The following is a 17,258-nucleotide window of genomic DNA, read 5'->3' as shown; positions in this document are numbered from 1 at the left end:
CACGTGACAGTCATACGATCAATTCAATATAGGTTTTCGCAGCTAAGTATTGATGGAGTCTATGGATGTCGACCGCCAAGATGCGTGCCTTCCTCGCCGTGGCACGTCACGGTAGTTTCAGTGCCGGCGCGCGGGCACTTGGGCTCAGCCAACCTACGCTCACCACACAAGTCCAGAGCATGGAGCGGCAATACAATCTAGAGCTGTTCCACCGTCGCGGGCGGCGCATTGAGTTGTCCGATGTCGGCCGGCAATTACTGCCAATTGCTCAGGCAATGGCTGCGCTGGATCTGGACGCGCACAACCTGCTGCGAGACTCCGGCCGGCTTGACAGTGGTCAGCTCAAGCTAGGGGCGGTGGGGCCTTTCCATGTAATCGAGATGGTCGACAACTACCTTCAGCAGCATCCTCGCATCGATGTTTCGATACGGGTTGGCAATTCGGCGCAGGTGCTGGCTGATCTTGAGAGTTACGTGACGGATATCGCGGTACTTGCCGGACGGCACGATGATCCAGGACTCTGCGCCGTGCATTACGCACGTCACGCCATCATCCTGTTTGCCCACCATGAGCATCCTTTCGCAGAACGCGATTCAGTACGACTTGAGGAGTTGGAGGGGCAGCGGCTGTTGCAACGAGAGCCCGGTTCCACAACTCGTCTGGTCCTGGAACAGGCCTTGATGGCGGCGCAAGTTGTGCCGCGCATCGCCATGGAAATCGGCAGTCGCGAGGCACTGCGTGAAGCCGTCGTGCGTGGGATCGGGCTGGGGGTGGTATCTGAAGCGGAGTTCATCGCCGATCCGCGTATTCGCACGATCCGCATCGAAGGGGATCCGCTCTACACCGAAACCTTTCTTTATTGCTTGGCTGAGCGTCGCTCCAGTCGACTGATCACATCGTTTTTTGATGTGGTTCTTTCGGCGGAGGTGAACAGCTCACATTAGTTTGCCGAGTATTGAACGTCCGCTTTTCGCCGACTCCTTTATTGACCCCCTATTGGATAATGCTCAATCCGACACGCATAACTATTCCCATCGCCCTTACACACCCCATCCAGATACCGATAGTCAACCCGCACCGACTGTCCCTTTTTAGGCCACTGTCGGCGTGGCAGCGGGTTTTGGTAATCGGGTTTTTCCGGAATGAAGGTGACAGTCGCCCCAACTTCAGGGCATTCCACGGTGTTTGATACCGGGCTGACTTTCAGGATTCGGGCCTGTAGCTGTGGAGAGGGTTGTTTCAATACATCGGTAACCAGCAACTCCAGACCGCAAATTTGCCATGCGGCGGCGTGTACGGAGTCGCACATTACTAAGAGCGTTAAGGCAAACAGCACCGAGGGCGTGACACGGTTTTTCATGATTGCGTTTGCCTGCCTTGGACGCATCGAATCATCGGGCGATTAAATCTCTTCGGTGTCGAGCGACACGTTGATGTAGAAGAACTTTATATCAGGCCACGATTCACGTTGGTTGATGGGTGTTTCCTCAGAAGCCATGACGAAGCTATACCCGAGATCTGTTTTTTTATCGCGATAAAAATAGGGCATGGAGTCCCAGACGCAGCAGTAAAACTTGAGTGGGGGCAGGCCAAAGCGTTGGGTCATGTACCGCTCGGCCTTGAGCGCGTCAGCACCCGTTATGCGGTACTGGGCAACGAAGGGTTTCCCCTGTCGGTCCGTGGCTTGAGTGCATTGTAGAAATTCTACAAAGGCAGGTTTGTCACTCATCTTCGCCAGAAAATCCTCGCAGCCGGTTGCCGCGCTTGCCCAGCTCGACAGCGTGCACAGGGCGAGTAAAAGCAGTCCGCGAATTAATCTGTTCACGCCTTCTCCGTCTTCACTTTCTGCGCCAAATCCCCTGTCACCCCCGCCGTGATCACCCCTGCGCCCGGCGCCAGGCTGGTCACGGTGCTCGTCACGCTGGTGGTGATGTTGCGCGTATACGCATCAATCGCCACGCCCCCACGCATATGCGCCGAGACCATTTGTGGCGAGATGACGGTGCGGGTGATGGTGGAGCTGACGGTGCGGAACAGGTTTCCCAGGGCCGATACGATGGAGATGATGGTGAGGGCGGCGAAGGGGATGGACAGCCACATGACGCTCATCTTGAACAGCGCATGTTCGGTGGAGTAGCCGTTGAGGCTGCGGCAGTAGAGCACCGACGCGATCAGGTAGGCGCCGGCCAGCGCTGTGATGGCCATGGGGTCGCGGAGGTCGAAGGCCAGGCGTGCGCACAGCAGGGCGTAGATCACCAGGCTGGCAAGCACATCCGGGAGCAGGCTTTTCAAACCTTCCAGGGCTTTGGAGATGTTGTAGATGACGAAGCCGATGATCACGATCCAGCCGAGCACAGGAATGATGCCGATGGCCATGACGAGTATTGAGAGCAGCAGGCTTTTGATGATGCCGTGGTGCAGGTTGTGCCTGATCAGGTAGAAGACGAAGTAGCCGAAGGAGAACAGCGCGATCAGCGCGAGGGAGCCCAACGCGGCTTCACGTGGCAGAAAAAAACTCAGGCCGCCCACCACCATCATGAAGGCCAGGCAAAGGTAAGCACTTTTGTTCATCGATGTTCGTCCGTGATCGGGAAGCAACCCGGGTGTTGTTCCGTTGGACGTGCATGCTACTAATTTGCCATTACTTTTGTCGAGTTCGGCGGGATTAGGCAATAAATCAGCAGGATGGGGTCATCGGTCGTGCCTGCGCCGGTCTTATCCTGTGGGCAACGCGGTGCAACGCAGCCGCCAGGGTTTCTGGGCGTTCGGCGATCAATGGGTCGCCACTGTCATCCACTTGAACGATTCAGCACCTACGCTCCTCCTCTGATATTCAACATCCGACTCAAAAGGCGATCGTAATGACCAAGACTTACAGCTACGCCGCGCAGGGTTCCAAGGACTCGCTCAAGCCCTTCACCTTCGAACGCCGTGCGCCTGGTGCCGATGATGTGCAGATCGATATCCTCTATTGCGGCGTCTGCCACTCCGACTTGCACACCGCACGCAACGAGTGGCAAAACACCTTGTACCCCTCGGTGCCGGGCCATGAAATTGTCGGTCGGGTGACCGCCGTTGGCGCGAATGTCAGCAAGTTCAAGGTGGGCGATCTGGCCGGCGTTGGCTGCATGGTCGACAGCTGCCAGCACTGTGCGTCGTGCGCCGAAGGCGACGAGCAATATTGCGAGAACGGCTTCACCGGCACGTACAACGGCCCGGTGTTTGGCGGCGAGAACACCTTTGGTGGCTACTCGGACAATATCGTGGTCAAGGAGAAGTTCGTCCTGCGCATTTCCCACGACGACACCAACCTGGCCGCCGTCGCGCCGCTGCTGTGTGCCGGCATCACCACGTATTCGCCGTTGCACCACTGGAAGGTCGGGCCCGGCCAGAAAGTCGGCGTGGTCGGCCTCGGTGGCCTCGGGCACATGGCGGTGAAGATCGCCCATGCCATGGGCGCGCATGTGGTGCTGTTTACCACGTCGCCGAACAAGCGTGAGGACGGCCTGCGCCTGGGCGCCGATGAAGTGGTGGTGTCGAAGAACCCGGATGAAATGGCCAAGTTTGCCAATACCCTGGACTTCATCCTCAACACCGTCGCTGCACCCCATGATCTGGACGCGTTCCTCAATCTGCTCAAGCGCGACGGCACGATGACGCTGGTCGGCGCGCCGGACAGTCCGCACCCGTCGCCTTCGGTGTTCAACCTGATCTTCAAGCGCCGCAGCCTGGCCGGTTCGTTGATTGGCGGGATTCAGGAAACCCAGGACATGCTGGATTTCTGCGCCAAACACGGGATTGTCTCGGACATCGAGATGATCAACATTCAGGACATCAACGAAGCCTATGAGCGCATGCTCAAGGGCGATGTGAAATATCGCTTTGTGATTGATATGAACAGCCTGAAGAAAGAAGCCAACGCTGCTTGATGAATCGCCCCTCGGGCCTGACCTGAGGGGCACTTCAGCTACCCCGCAAAAGATTCTCCCTATCACGCCCTAACACTGCCGCTATTAGCAGTCCTCCCCAGACGGTCTAGTCTTACCGTTGCGCTGGCGTACGCTGGCCGATTAATACCTGATAACGAGATAAGAAAGAGTCACAGGCTTGCCGTGGGCCCGTGTGCTGGCGGATCGTCGCCAAACCCCTGAGTTCCCGTGTGGCCACACAGAGCAGTTGATCGAACTGCCAGGCCCAGCAGCCTATGTCTTTGATTTCGCTCATTGCTATTGCAGGCCCAGGTCGGGCCGGGTAGCTGGATGAACACGACCAAAGGTAGCTATTACATGGCAACTGAATCGAAATGCCCGTTCAATCACGCCGCTGGCGGTGGCACGACGAACCGCGACTGGTGGCCGAATCAACTGAACCTGAAGATCCTGCACCAGCACTCGTCCCTGTCCGATCCCCTGGACGAGGGCTTCAACTACGCCGATGCGTTCAAGAAACTTGATTTCGCGGCGGTGAAGGCGGATCTGAATGCGCTGATGACCGACTCGCAAGACTGGTGGCCGGCGGACTTTGGACATTACGGACCGTTTTTTATCCGCATGGCCTGGCATGCCGCCGGCACCTACCGTACCGGTGACGGACGGGGCGGGGCGGGTTCCGGTCAGCAGCGTTTTGCGCCGCTCAACAGTTGGCCGGACAACGTCAGCCTCGACAAGGCGCGCCGGCTGCTGTGGCCGATCAAGCAAAAATATGGGCAAAACATTTCCTGGGCCGACCTGATTGTCCTCACCGGCAACGTGGCGCTGGAGTCGATGGGCTTCAAGACCTTTGGGTATTCTGGTGGCCGCGCTGACGTCTGGGAACCGGACGAGGACGTGTACTGGGGCTCCGAAAACAAATGGCTGGGTGGCGACACCCGCTACGACAAAGGGCAAAAACCGGTGCAAGCGCCCGGCGATGTGCCACTCGTGGCCGAGCCCGGAAGAAATGAGGACAGCCGTACCGACCACGGACGCAACCTGGAAAACCCCTTGGCCGCTGTGCAAATGGGCCTGATCTACGTCAACCCTGAAGGTCCGGAAGGCGAGCCGGACCCGGTCAAATCCGCCATCGACATCCGCGAAACCTTCGGCCGCATGGCCATGAATGACGAAGAAACCGTGGCGCTGATCGCCGGCGGCCACGCCTTCGGCAAAACCCACGGCGCCGGGCCTGCCGACAACGTCGGGGCTGAGCCCGAAGCGGCTGGCCTCGAACAACAGGGCCTGGGCTGGAAGAACAGCTTCGGCACCGGCAAAGGCCCCGACACCATCACCAGTGGCCTGGAAGTGACCTGGACCACCACGCCGACGAAGTGGAGCAACAACTACCTGGAAAACCTGTTCGGTTTCGAGTGGGAACTGACCAAAAGCCCGGCCGGTGCGCACCAGTGGACGCCGAAAAACGGCGCTGGCGCCGGGATTATTCCGGATGCGTTCGATCCGGCGAAACGGCGTAATCCGACCATGCTGACCTCGGACCTGGCGCTGCGTTTCGACCCGATCTATGAACCGATCTCCCGGCGCTTCCTGGCCAATCCCGACCAGCTCGCCGACGCCTTCGCGCGCGCCTGGTACAAATTGATCCATCGCGACATGGGGCCGCTCTCGCGCTACCTCGGCCCGGAAATGCCCGGCGAAGAATTGCTTTGGCAAGACCCGATCCCGGCGCTGGACCATGAAGTGGTCAACGACAGCGACATCGCGGCACTCAAGGGCAAACTCCAGGCCTTGGGGCTGAGCGTCTCGCAACTGGTGTCGACGGCTTGGGCGGCGGCGTCCACCTTCCGTGGCTCCGACAAACGCGGCGGCGCCAACGGCGGACGCCTGCGCCTGGAACCGCAGAAGTCCTGGCAAGCCAACCAGCCTGGGCAGTTGGCGAGCGTGCTGGCGAAACTCGAAAGCATCCAGAACGAGTTCAACAGTGGCGGCAAGAAAATTTCCCTGGCCGACCTGATCGTGCTGGCCGGCAGCGTGGGCGTCGAACAAGCCGCGAAAAATGCCGGCCACAACGTAACCGTGCCGTTCACGCCGGGGCGGATGGACGCCTCGCAAGAGCAAACGGACGTGGAATCGTTCGGCTTCCTCGAACCCATCGCCGATGGCTTCCGCAACTACCTGAAAACCCGCTACAGCGTGCCGGCCGAGGCGTTGCTGATCGACAAGGCGCAACTGCTGACCCTCACCGCGCCCGAAATGACCGCGCTGATCGGCGGCCTGCGCGTGCTCAACACCAATGTCGGCCAAACCAAACACGGCGTCTTCACCGACCGGCCAGAAGCGTTGACCAACGACTTCTTCACCAACCTGCTGGACATGGGCGTGGAGTGGAAACCAACGTCGGAAGCGCAGGAAGAGTTCGAAGGACGGGACCGCAAAACCGGCGCAGTGAAGTGGACGGCGACGCGGGTTGATTTGGTCTTTGGCTCGAATGCGCAGTTGCGCGCGCTGGCGGAGGTGTATGCCAGCAGTGATGCGAAGGAGCGGTTCGTTAAAGACTTTGTGGCCGCGTGGGTCAAGGTCATGAACCTGGATCGGTTCGACCTGAAGTGATGTAAGCAACCAATAAGCCCGCTGAACCGGTCACGGTCAGCGGGTTTTTTTACCTGCCAGTGGGGCAAGCCATAACCCGACCTGTAGCAGCTGGCGAAGCCTGCGTTCGGCTGCGAAGCAGTCGTGAAATCAGCCAGCGCGGTTTTTCAGGAAGACCGCGTGCTCAGGTTTACGACTGCTTCGCAGCCGAACGCAGGCTTCGCCAGCTGCTACAAAGTTCGCGTATCGTCATAGACTTGGCTCGCATTCGGGCTTCCTCTGATGAGCCGCGATACGCCTCCCAACCATCTGATCCGTATTTTCTCGCGCCACCTGCATCTGTAACGAGATCAGCCACAGTCCCACAATGCCTCACCGGCCCGGCCGCCTGAAGTGAACGCACTTCACTGCGCCTGTTGCGCCGCAAACTCAAGTGGTAGGAGGCCTTATGGCTAAGATGGCGTTTTTCCTGGGTGGGTTTCTGGTGCTGACCGTCTTGATTGGTGCCTTGGCCACAATCTCTCCGGTGTGAGAACAAAAAGCCCGCTGAACCGGTGACGGTGAGCGGGCATTTTTGTGGGCGGATTTCGTGTTACTCGTCGCCGTACATCAATTCCAGGCTGCTGATCCACGCGTCAGTAGCGCCGTACCTCACGTAATAGGCGTTTTTTTCGGCTGCGTTCAAACCGGTAAAAAACGGCAGGAAGTAGCTGTCGTTGTAGCACCCGTTCGCCCCTTGCATCGCGCCGCCCCACCACGCCGGGTTGTACCCCTCGAACGCCACCCACGGCGGCGGAACAGCGAAACGTTCACGATGAACGCTGTCGAGGAAATCGACACTGTTCGTCACCAGCCGTACGGTGGTGGAATGGAAGGCTTCGTCGGATGTGAAACAGATCAGGTGGTGATTTTTTTCGGTGTTCGCGTATTGCTTGACGAGGACATCGTTGAACGGTTTTTCCGTCTCGTAGCGGAATGCTGATTCCACCAGCGCCCAAAAATGCTCGGCATCTTCCTTGTCGATTAAAAACGAAGAGTAATAGGCCGGGACGCCAATGTTCTCCAGCGAAACCGCTGGCGGAGAGTCAGCCGGAAGACGTGCCAAAGGCGCGGTAAACACGACCTTCAATTCGTCTGGTGAATACCCTACGACCTGTTCTTTGGGGGCTTGCCTTGCGAGAGCTTTGAAACGACTGAAAAGACTCACTGACTACCTTCGATCCTTGGGTTTTACATTAGACTTGGCCGTTCTTGAGTGTTGTGTTCATTGCGATGCAGACTTATGACAGGTACGACGCTTAATCTCAAATACCCTAGAGTCTCTGTGGCGAGGGAGCGACGCCTTACATGCCAACACCCGCGAACTTACCCGTCCAGACCGCTGCAAAAGCTGTCTGCAGCAACTCGTCAAACACATAACAGCCACGTCCACAGAAGCCTCCATTGCCCGATTTTCGTCCCAGGCGTTGGCCCAGGCCGGCTATCCCGACACCTGGTATTACGACTGTCCGGCCTTTGTGCTGCTCGGATCCCGAAGTGTGCTCTCGGTGTCAGGCCGAGACTACCGGCCGAGTGATGAGGCGGTTGGCCCCCATAATTTAATAACCGTCGACTTAAGCCCCATATCGGGCGATGTCTGGGGCGACTGTGCGCGCTCGTTTTATGTGGAGGGTGGTGTGTGCCGGGCCGTGCCCATTGGCAATGAGTTCGGTAGGGGTTATGAGGTAGAGCGCCAGTTACACGAGCGGATGTGCCAATTTGCCCAGCCGCAGACGACGTTTCATGAGCTCTATGAGTTTGCCAATGAGTCGATCATGACGGCAGGGTTCGAGAACCTCGATTTCAGCGGGAATGTCGGGCATAGCATCTGCGGGCGACGGGATGACCGGTTGTATATAGAGGCCGGGAATGACCGGCGTCTTGGGGACGTGAGCTGTTTTACCTTTGAACCTCATATCCGTCAGAGGGGCGGCGTCTGGGGGTTCAAGCATGAAAATATCTATTTCTTCGACAACGATGGCCGCGCGACTGAGCTTTAAGGCTAAACATGGCCCTGTGGCGAGGAAGCAAGCTCCCTCGCCACAGGTAGGCGTTCGATCTAGTTACCGTCCGCCACTTTCCGTTCAATCTCGTCAATTTTGCGCTGCAGTTCCTCGGCATCCTGCTCTTTAGCCCGGGTCGAGGAGGGCGTAATGGTTTCATCCACGCCTCGGGTATCGCTGTCCTCATCCTCAAGATCCCGCTCAACCACATTGACGGGTTTGCCAGAAGTATCGGTGGGCGGGGCGTTTGGTGGGGTTTTCGATTCGTTGTTCATATCGCGTACCTCTGTGGGCCTAAACATTGGAGGCACTGACATCACGGGAGTTCGAGATTTCTACCGTTCACGCTCACGGTAATCCATGGACCGTGGCCGATTGATGGTTTGCAGCTTCGATGAGGTCTTCAACATGCGCGGGTTTCCTGGGCCTCTTCGCGGGCGAGCCTTGCTCCTGCAGAGGGAGTGGAGTTGTCAGGCGCGGGATTTGCTCAGGAGTTTGCTGAACGCCACCTTATCAACCGGGCGGCTCATGTAGAACCCTTGCACTTCGTGACATTGATCGGCGCCGAGTATTTTCAGTTGTTCCGCTGTTTCGACCCCTTCAGCGGTCACGGTCAGGCCCATGGCTTTGCCCAGGCTGATGATGGCCTGGACCACCGCGCGGTCGTTGCCGCCGCTGCTCATCGAGGCGATGAAGCGTTTATCGATCTTGATCCCGTCGAACGGGTAGGCCCGCAAATAGCCCAGCGAGGAATAGCCGGTGCCGAAGTCGTCCATGTTCAAACGCACGCCCAATTCCTTGAGGGCGTTCATGGTGGTGAGGGCGCCGTCGATGTCGTTGAGCATGACGTTTTCGGTGATTTCCAGTTCCAGGCGGCTGGCCGGGAAGCGGGTCTCGACCAGCACTTCGCGCACGTCCTCCACCACGTCGCTGCGGGCGAATTGTGCGGGAGACAGGTTGACCGACAGCAGGATGTCGTCCGGCCAGGTCAGGGCGGTTTCACAGGCTTCGCGCAGCACCCAGCGGCCCAGCGGCACGATCAGGTCGGTTTGCTCGGCCAACGGGATGAACAGGTCCGGGCCGAGCAGGCCTTGCGTCGGATGCTGCCAGCGGACCAGCGCTTCCACTGAGACGATTTCCTTGCCGTCCACTTTGTAGCGCGGCTGGTAGTGCAGCACAAACTGATTATTCAGCACCGCTTGCCGCAGATCGTCTTCCAGTTGGCGACGATGCTGGATCTGGTCGCTCATGTGCGCTTCGAAGTAGCACCAGGTGTTTTTACCGTCGGATTTGGCCTTGTACAGGGCAATATCGGCGCAGCGGATCAACTCGCTGGGCACGTAACCCTGGCGACGGCTGAGGGCAACGCCCAGGCTGGCGCCGATGTGCAGCATATGGTGTTCATAGGGGATGGGCCGGTGCAGGCTCTCGATCAGGCGGGTGCAGAACTTGTCGATCTCGCTGTGGCTATTCATGCCGAGGACCACCACGACAAACTCATCACCGCCCAGCCGGGCGACGATGTCATGGTCGCGGGTGCACTCGCGCAAGCGCACGCCGACCTCCTGCAACACCGCATCGCCGGCGGGATGGCCGAGTGAATCGTTGATCGGTTTGAAGTTATCCAGGTCGAGCATCAATAACGTCAGCGGCGCCGAGTGTTCCTTGAGCTGCAAGGCATCTTCCAGGTAGCGCGCGAGTTTGTTGCGGTTGGGCAATCCGGTCAGCGCGTCGTGCATCGACAGGTGCTGGATTTGCGCGTGGGCGGCAACTTCGTCGGTGATGTCGCTGGCTGTACCCCGGTAGCCGATGACCCGCTGGTCGTCGAGGATCGGTCGGGCGGACACCCGGCAGTAGCGTTGTTGGCCGGTTTGATCGCGATAGGTGCAACGCAGGTCGCTGACACTGGCTTCCTCGGTCAGTTTGTTCAGCCAGAGGGCCAGCGGCGTGGTGTCGCAATACAGCAGTTGTTCGATGTTTTGCCCCAGCCACTGCTGATCGGAGAAGCCGGTCACGGCGCTGAAGCGTCCGGACAGGTAGGTGATGTATTGGTGTTGATCGATTTCCCAGATCCAGTCCGACGCGGCTTCGGCCACCGCGCGAAAGCGTTCTTCGCTGGCCTCCAACGCGTGATTGGCGCTTTCCAGTGCCCGGTGGGAGGCTTGCAACACCTCATAACTGCTGTCGACGTAGCGCGAGGAACGCATCGCATACCGGAAGAAATACGCAGTGAGCAACATCAGCACCACCAACGTCCCGCCCAGGGTTGGCAACAACGACCACAACAAGTGCTTCCCCGGCTCATCGAGTTGGGCAATCAGGCTGTAGCCGGTGCTTTCAAGCGGGACTTGCGGCTGGTTTTTTCTGAAGGTGGCATCGGGGGCCAGGTTCAGATTTTCCAGGCCATAACTGCTGCCCAGTGTGTGCAGTTTGGCCGTGGTCAGTTGGTCGACGAACACCATGACGGAGGTGGTTTTCGGATCATCAATCGGCCGTGCGTCATTTGGCATGATCGCCTCGGCCGTCAACAAGGCGGGCCAGCCCTCGAACATCGTGTACAGGCTCACCGGTTTGGTCAGGTCTTCCTGGCTCTGAACCTGTTCAATCAGCGTCGCGGACGACGCTGTCACGTAACTGGAAAAATCCGCCTGGACCATCTCGCCCCGAATTACGGCGTATTTGGTGTGCCCGCGATCAAGTACGAACACGCCTTCGTACCCATCGTTGGTGAACAGCGTTTTGCCTATGTTCTGCTCGATGTACGCCCAATCGGTGTCGACTTCACCGTTCATATGCTCGTACGCCGACGTCCAGTAGGCATAACTGGTGATGTAGTTTTTTGATGCGGTGATGCGGTTTTCCAACGCGCGGGCGGTGTAGAACCGTGTCTCGTCGATGTCTTCTGTGTCGAGGCCGGTGGCGATGCTGAATAGCGCAACCACCACTATGCAGACGCCAATGATAAACAGAAGGCCCATGGCCAATGCCAGGCGCCAAGTCACCGAGCTTTGGCGGGAGGGGGCCGAGGCTGCATAGGCGGAAACGTCCATTGACTCGTCCTTGATCCATGTCACGGCGTCTGGTCAGCCTGGACGTTGCACGGTTCAGGCTGGCCAGCGATCCAGTCATCGGCGACGGTCGGTGATGAATCTATGGGCGTGAGTATAGGCAGCGTGGGACAGAACGTTGGGGCCATCTTTGGGATGTGCGGGGTTTGTGCCGGCCTCTTCGCGGGCAAGCCTTGCTCCTACGGGGCCGCGAAATTTTCGAACACCGCGAAACCCTGTAGGAGCAAGGCTGCCCGCGAAGAGGCCCGCCCAGACACCACACCTCCCAGCGCCCGATCACTGCCCGCTAAACACCGCCCCCCTGCGTTCGGCAAACGCCGCCAGCCCTTCGCCAAAATCGGTGCTCTCACACGCCTGCCGCCGTAACTCGGCAATCTGCTCCATCGCCTGCACGGGCAGCGGTTGCAGGTCCTCAAGAATCCGCAGTTGCTCCTTAACTGCGGCCACCGCCAGCGGCGCTTTGGCAGCGATGCCTTGGGCCAATTCCAGCGCCGTGGCTTCCAGTGCATCGCTCTCGACCAGTCGATTAATCACGCCGAAGCGCTCGGCCCGCTGCGCATCGAGTTTCTGCGCGGTGAAGAACATTTCCTTGAGCACATGAATCGGCAAATTATTGAAGAACCGCAGCAAGCCGCTGGTGGTGTAGGGCAAGCCGATGTTCACCGGGGTCATGGCAAAACTGGCGCTGTGATCGGCCACCACCAGGTCGCAACTCATGGCCAGATCCACCGCGCCGCCCCACACCGAACCTGAGATCAGCGCGATGACCACGCCGGGATAGGCGCGGATGCGGCGCAGCACTTGTTCGAGGGGTTTGCCGTAGGCGATGGGGTCGCGGTCATGTTGCAGTTCGCGAATGTCGTGGCCGGCGCTCCACACCGGTTGCCCGACTTCGCCGCCGAGAATCACCACGGGAACGCGTTGCGCGGCGAGGGCGACGAGGCTTTCGTCGAGGGCGTTCAGCAGTTGCGCGCTGAGGGCGTTGCGGTGGGTGGGGTTGCTGAAGACCAGTCGGGCGATGCGCTCATCGACGTGGTGGACGGTGACTGTCGAGTTCATTGGGCAGTTCCTGTGGCGTGTGCGGGTGAATCGTCGGTGTCCTGGAACACCACGTTGGCGGCGAGCAATGCGTTGATCGAAGCGTCATCGAAACCCGCCTCGCACAGTACTTCAAGGGTGTGTTCGCCCAGCAGCGGCGGAGGGCGGCTGGCGGCGCTGTCGGTGGCGCTGAACACCGGTGTCACCACTTGGCGCACGGCGCCGAGGGTCGGATGCGTGACGGTTTCGGTCAATTGGCTGTGCAGCACCTGCGGATCATCGAACACTTCGTCGAGGGTGTTGATCGGCCCGGCGGGCAGGCCGGCTTCGATAAACAGCTCGGTCCACGCGTGTTTGCTGCGGGTTTTCAGACGGCTTTCGAGGATCGCCTTCAGCTCTTCACGGCGCTCGACCCGGGCCTCATTGCTGGCGAAGCGCGGATCGTCCGGCAGCGACGGCAAGTCGAGCAACACGCACAAACGCCCCCACATGGCCGAGGTGATCGGCGCCAGGTTCAGCGGGCCATCCAGGGTCTGGAACACGCCATAGGGCGCGATCACTGAATGCGCATTGCCGGTGCGGCGCGGCACATCGCCGAGGCTGAGATAACGCTGGCCGTGCACACTCAACAACCCGACCAGACTGGCCAGCAACGAGGTGCTGACATGCTGCCCGCGCCCGGTCTTCGAGCGCTCCAGCAGGGCGGCCAATACCGCCGTCACCAGCCACATGCCCGAGGTCAAATCACCAATCGCGGTGCCGGTGCGGGTCGGATCGCCATCGACGAAACCGGTGAGGCTCATCAGTCCCGAATAGCCTTGGGCGATCTGATCGAAACCCGGCCAACGGCTCATCGGCCCGTCGGTACCGAACGCGTTGATGCTGCCGAGAATCAGCCGTGGATTGCGCGCACTGAGCACGTCGTAACCGAGGCCCATGCTCTCCAGCGTGCCGGGCTTGAAGTTCTCGATCACCACGTCGGCGTCATCGATCAGGCGCTGGATCGTGGCCAGGCCTTCGGGGTGGCGGAAGTCGATGCACATCCCGCGTTTGTTGCGGTTGCACGAGAGGTAATAAGTGCTGACGCCGCGGTCGAACGGGCCCCAGGTGCGGCTCATATCGCCGGTCGGGCCGGGCTCGATCTTGATCACGTCGGCGCCGAGGTCGGCCAGCACCATGGTGCAGAACGGCCCCGACAGCGCGCGGCTCAGGTCGACAATCTTGATGCCTTGCAAAGCTTGCATGGGATTCTCCGGTGAATGAACGCTATTGCGGCAAGGTCTGGTCGCGGGTTTCGACGGCAAACGGCAGGATCAGAATGCCGGCGACAAACGCGGCAGCGGTCCAGGCGATAGGCGCGCCGAGCGAGCCGTGCCAGTGGATCGCGGCCGCCAGCAGGAAGTTGACCCCGGCGCCGATGAAGCGCCCGACCGAGGCGTTGAAGGCGAATGCCGTGGCGCGAATGCGCGTTGGGTATTGCTCGGGCAGCCACAGCGAGAAGATCGCGAAGTTGCCGCCGAAGAAACCGAGGAACACCAGCGACACCATGAACAGGTGCAGGCCATCGTCCATGTAGAACACCCAGCCGAACGCGACGACGATCGAGGCGGCCATGCCGGCGAAGTAGATGCCCAGCGCCTTGCGCCGTCCGACGCGCTCCGCCAGCCATGGCGCGATCAGGCAGCCGAGGATGGTGCTCAAGGACAGGATCGCCGCGCCGATCGAGGCCAGGTGCACGGCGCCGACGTGATCGATGCCGGCGCGGGTCGCCAGGGTCACCACCGCCGTAGCTTCGTACACCGAACCGGCCCACAACCCGACAATCGCGACACCGACCAAGGCTGAACTGGTGAGCGTGCGACGGCGAAACGCCGGGGCGAAAATCTCCAGCCAGGCGCTATGCGCTTTCGGAGCTTTGTCTTCGATGATCACCTTGCGCGGCTCTTTGACTTTGAGCGCGGTATAAATCGCCACGAATGCCGGGAACAACCCGCACAGGAACATCACCCGCCAGCCATACGTGGCGCCGACCGTGTAGTTGAGCAACGCGGCGATAAAGAAGCCCAGGTAGTAGCCGGTTTGCAGGTAACCCGCGCCCATTTTGCGTCGGTCTTCCGGCCAGCACTCGGCGACGTAAGTGCCCGCCAGTGCCCACTCGCCGCCGACGCCAATCCCGGCAATCAGCCGAAACACCGCCAGTTGCCAGATGTTCTCGGAGAACGCCGCCGCGCCGGTAAACAGCGAGTAGACCAGGATGCTCGCGGCCAGCATCTTCACCCGGCCAAAGCGATCGGCCAGCGGCCCCCAGATAAACGACAGGCCCCAGCCGATCAGGAACAACCCGAACAGCAGCGAACCATACATGGCGATATTGGCGGGGGTGGCGGTGATGCCGGAGTTGGGCAGCAACTCGGTCATGGCCGGGATCAGCACCAGGGCGAAGATCACGGAATCGACGCCATCCAGCACCCAGCCCAGGTACACCGTCCAGAAGCCGCGAATCTGCTCGCGGCTCAGCGGCGTCTTGATCGGTTTTTCCCGTGTTGCAGATGCAGTCATTGCTCTAGACATGGCGATCTCCCAGTGGCCTTGTTCAGGCCTATGGAAGCGCGACGCGGCAGTGGCGGCCGGTGGCGCTTCGTTTGTTGTGAGACGAGTCTAGGCGCGGTATCTCATAAACTTAAAATATGATATTCCTCTGATCCCAACGGAAAATCCGATGGCTTTGGAGGGCTCATGGACCTGCGCCAGTTGCGCTATTTCATCAAGGTGGTCGAGTGCGGCACCATCACCCGCGCCAGTGAAGCGCTGCACATTGCCCAGCCGGCGATCAGCCAGCAGATGCGCAATCTGGAGCAGGACATGGGCATGCAATTGCTCGAACGCAGCGTTCATGGCGTGGTGCCGACGGCGGCGGGGCGCACGTTGCATCGGCATGCCGTCGAATTGTTGCGCCAGGCCGACGGCACTCAGGAACTGCTGCGCCAGGACGCCGAATTTCCCCAAGGCAAGGTCTCGGTGGGCATGCCGTCGAGTACCGCGCGAATGTTGGCGATCCCCTTGGCGCGGACCATTCGCAGCCGTTATCCGGGGATCAAACTGGAACTGATCGATGCACCCAGCGCCGAGCTTGGCGGGTTGATCACGGTCGGGCGGGTGGCGTTGGCGGTGAATGTCGATGTGGTCGAGAGTCGGGGCGTGGTGTCGCAGCGGCTACTGACCGAAACACTGTACCTGGTGGCATGGCCGGCGTTTGCGTTGCCCGATGGCCCGGTATCGATTGAAGCGCTGGCGCAGATGCCGCTGGTGCTGCCCTGCGCGCCGAATACGATTCGCAGTCGGGTCGAGTCAGCGTTTCAAGAGGCCGGCCTGCACTGTGAGGTGGAATTTGAAGCCAACTCCACCGACCTGCTGTTCGCGGCGGTCAAGGCCCGACTCGGCGTGACCATCCTGCCGTGGGCGGCGGCGCATGCCGAGCTGGAGCAGCACAAGTTGAAACTGGCCAGGATCGACCATCGACTGTTCACCCGGGAGTTGTCGTTGTGCTGGCATGACACGGCGGTGCAGAGCAACGCGGTGCAGAAGGTCAAGGCGACCATTTTCGAATTATTCGACGGGTTTGGGCGCCAGCCGGGGTGGGCGGATGGGCGGTGATAAGCAGTGGGTTTTGTGTGTGTTTGAGGGCCTCTTCGCGGGCAAGCCTCGCTCCTACAGGTTTTGTGGTGGCCGCGAAATTTTCGAACACCGCGAAACCGTGTAGGAGCGAGGCTTGCCCGCGATGACGTCAGTCCAGACACTACCAACCCCTGATCAGCTGTACTCATCATGCCGCCGCCACCAAGGCCCTTGTTCATTCCGCCCCAACGGCGCCCGGTCCAACCACTGATACATGCCCCACAACCCATCCACTCCTCGGGCATAGGTGGAATAGGTGTGATAAATCACGCCATCCTCGCGCACAAACGCACTCAACCCCGGCCGGTCCCGCGAATAGGTCGGCGCATCGGTGCCACAGGTCGCCGCGAACTGCGCGACCGGCTCGGGGATTTGCGATTCATCCATCGCATGGCCCCCGCGCTGATAGTTGTACTCGACAGTCCCTTCACGCTGCTGCGCCTCGGTAAACGACACATTGAAGTCAGCTGTGAAATCGCTGTCGGGCGCTGACGCCCAGGGAAACGTCCAACCCATCCGCTGCCGGTACGCCAGCAGTTTCGCCAGCGGTGCGCGGGACACGGCCATCAGCGTCACGTCGTGGTTCGCCAGGTGCGTGACGATGCCGTCAAACCCGTCGGCAATCGCCGAGCAGGACGGGCAGCCCGCCTTGTAATCGGGGCCGAACATAAAGTGATAGACCAGCAGTTGCGAGCGACCGTCGAACAACTCGTCCAGGGTCGCGGGACCTTGCTCGGTGTCGAAACGGTAGGCCTTGTCGACTCGCACCCAGGGCAACGCCTGACGTTGCCGGGCGAGTTCGTCGCTGCGGCGGGTCAGGTCCTTCTCGGCCTTGAGCAACTCCAGCCGCGCGGCCAGCCATTGTTCTCGTGTAGCGATCGTGTGCTTGTTCATCCTGCTTGCCTCCCATCGGG

General features: G+C 60.1%; 15 protein-coding genes. 5 read left to right on the top strand and 10 right to left on the bottom strand.

Annotated elements, in window-relative coordinates; genetic code table 11:
- The first annotated feature begins 65 nt into the window (after positions 1-65).
- Positions 66-944 (top strand): LysR substrate-binding domain-containing protein, encoded by an 879-nt coding sequence (locus HKK53_RS07810; protein ID WP_169370318.1) that lies wholly within the window; start codon positions 66-68, stop codon positions 942-944.
- A 38-nt stretch (positions 945-982) separates the two neighbouring features.
- Here the strand turns inward: HKK53_RS07810 and HKK53_RS07805 are convergent, their stop codons facing one another.
- From HKK53_RS07805 to HKK53_RS07795, 3 genes are read right to left on the bottom strand one after another with little or no spacing between them, the layout of a single operon-like run.
- The gene (locus HKK53_RS07805) at positions 983-1,360 is read right to left on the bottom strand and encodes a hypothetical protein (protein ID WP_237150732.1); all 378 of its coding nucleotides are present in this window, start codon (positions 1,358-1,360) and stop codon (positions 983-985) included.
- A 42-nt stretch (positions 1,361-1,402) separates the two neighbouring features.
- Entirely contained in the window at positions 1,403-1,825 is a 423-nt protein-coding gene (locus HKK53_RS07800; protein WP_169370317.1) for a DUF4952 domain-containing protein, read from the bottom strand.
- Positions 1,822-2,571, bottom strand: coding sequence for a hypothetical protein (locus tag HKK53_RS07795; protein ID WP_169370316.1), 750 nt, complete (start codon positions 2,569-2,571; stop codon positions 1,822-1,824). Before HKK53_RS07795 ends, HKK53_RS07800 begins: the two co-directional genes overlap by 4 nt.
- A gap of 290 nt (positions 2,572-2,861) precedes the next feature.
- Between HKK53_RS07795 and HKK53_RS07790 the strand changes: the two genes are divergently transcribed.
- Together HKK53_RS07790 and katG are read left to right on the top strand one after the other, a co-directional pair.
- Positions 2,862-3,929: an NAD(P)-dependent alcohol dehydrogenase gene (locus HKK53_RS07790; protein ID WP_169370315.1), complete on the top strand. Its 1,068-nt coding sequence runs from the start codon at positions 2,862-2,864 to the stop codon at positions 3,927-3,929.
- 357 nt (positions 3,930-4,286) lie between these two features.
- Positions 4,287-6,542 carry a catalase/peroxidase HPI gene (katG, locus tag HKK53_RS07785; RefSeq protein ID WP_169370314.1) on the top strand — a complete coding sequence of 752 codons (2,256 nt, stop codon included), beginning with the start codon at positions 4,287-4,289 and terminating at the stop codon, positions 6,540-6,542.
- Between the two features lie 571 nt (positions 6,543-7,113).
- Here katG and HKK53_RS07780 read toward each other — a convergent pair.
- A complete protein-coding gene (locus HKK53_RS07780) occupies positions 7,114-7,728 on the bottom strand; it encodes a hypothetical protein (RefSeq protein WP_169370313.1) in 615 nt (204 codons plus the stop codon).
- A gap of 187 nt (positions 7,729-7,915) precedes the next feature.
- Here HKK53_RS07780 and HKK53_RS07775 point away from each other — a divergent pair, with 187 nt between their 5' ends.
- A complete protein-coding gene (locus tag HKK53_RS07775; RefSeq protein WP_169374202.1) occupies positions 7,916-8,560 on the top strand; it encodes a M24 family metallopeptidase in 645 nt (214 codons plus the stop codon).
- Positions 8,561-8,619: 59 nt separating this feature from the next.
- Here HKK53_RS07775 and HKK53_RS07770 read toward each other — a convergent pair whose 3' ends face one another.
- The 5 genes from HKK53_RS07770 to HKK53_RS07750 all read right to left on the bottom strand — a co-directional run bounded on the left by HKK53_RS07770 (position 8,620) and on the right by HKK53_RS07750 (position 15,240).
- Positions 8,620-8,838: a hypothetical protein gene (locus HKK53_RS07770; protein WP_169370312.1), complete on the bottom strand. Its 219-nt coding sequence runs from the start codon at positions 8,836-8,838 to the stop codon at positions 8,620-8,622.
- 195 nt (positions 8,839-9,033) lie between these two features.
- A complete protein-coding gene (locus HKK53_RS07765; RefSeq protein ID WP_169370311.1) occupies positions 9,034-11,613 on the bottom strand; it encodes a bifunctional diguanylate cyclase/phosphodiesterase in 2,580 nt (859 codons plus the stop codon).
- A 294-nt stretch (positions 11,614-11,907) separates the two neighbouring features.
- Positions 11,908-12,690: a methylmalonyl-CoA decarboxylase gene (gene scpB, locus HKK53_RS07760; RefSeq protein WP_169370310.1), complete on the bottom strand. Its 783-nt coding sequence runs from the start codon at positions 12,688-12,690 to the stop codon at positions 11,908-11,910.
- Entirely contained in the window at positions 12,687-13,913 is a 1,227-nt protein-coding gene (locus tag HKK53_RS07755) for a CaiB/BaiF CoA transferase family protein (RefSeq protein ID WP_169370309.1), read from the bottom strand. Before HKK53_RS07755 ends, scpB begins: the two co-directional genes overlap by 4 nt.
- Before the next feature lie 22 nt (positions 13,914-13,935).
- Positions 13,936-15,240 (bottom strand): MFS transporter, encoded by a 1,305-nt coding sequence (locus tag HKK53_RS07750; protein WP_169370308.1) that lies wholly within the window; start codon positions 15,238-15,240, stop codon positions 13,936-13,938.
- Between the two features lie 165 nt (positions 15,241-15,405).
- Here HKK53_RS07750 and HKK53_RS07745 point away from each other — a divergent pair, with 165 nt between their 5' ends.
- Positions 15,406-16,323 carry a LysR substrate-binding domain-containing protein gene (locus tag HKK53_RS07745; RefSeq protein ID WP_169370307.1) on the top strand — a complete coding sequence of 306 codons (918 nt, stop codon included), beginning with the start codon at positions 15,406-15,408 and terminating at the stop codon, positions 16,321-16,323.
- 156 nt (positions 16,324-16,479) lie between these two features.
- Here HKK53_RS07745 and HKK53_RS07740 read toward each other — a convergent pair whose 3' ends face one another.
- Positions 16,480-17,238: a DUF899 domain-containing protein gene (locus HKK53_RS07740; protein ID WP_169370306.1), complete on the bottom strand. Its 759-nt coding sequence runs from the start codon at positions 17,236-17,238 to the stop codon at positions 16,480-16,482.
- Positions 17,239-17,258: the final 20 nt, after the last annotated feature.

The sequence above is a fragment of the Pseudomonas sp. ADAK7 genome, assembly GCF_012935675.1.
GTDB lineage: Bacteria > Pseudomonadota > Gammaproteobacteria > Pseudomonadales > Pseudomonadaceae > Aquipseudomonas.
Note: the sequence above shows the minus strand (reverse complement) of the source record. Positions and strands in the feature narration are given on the sequence as shown.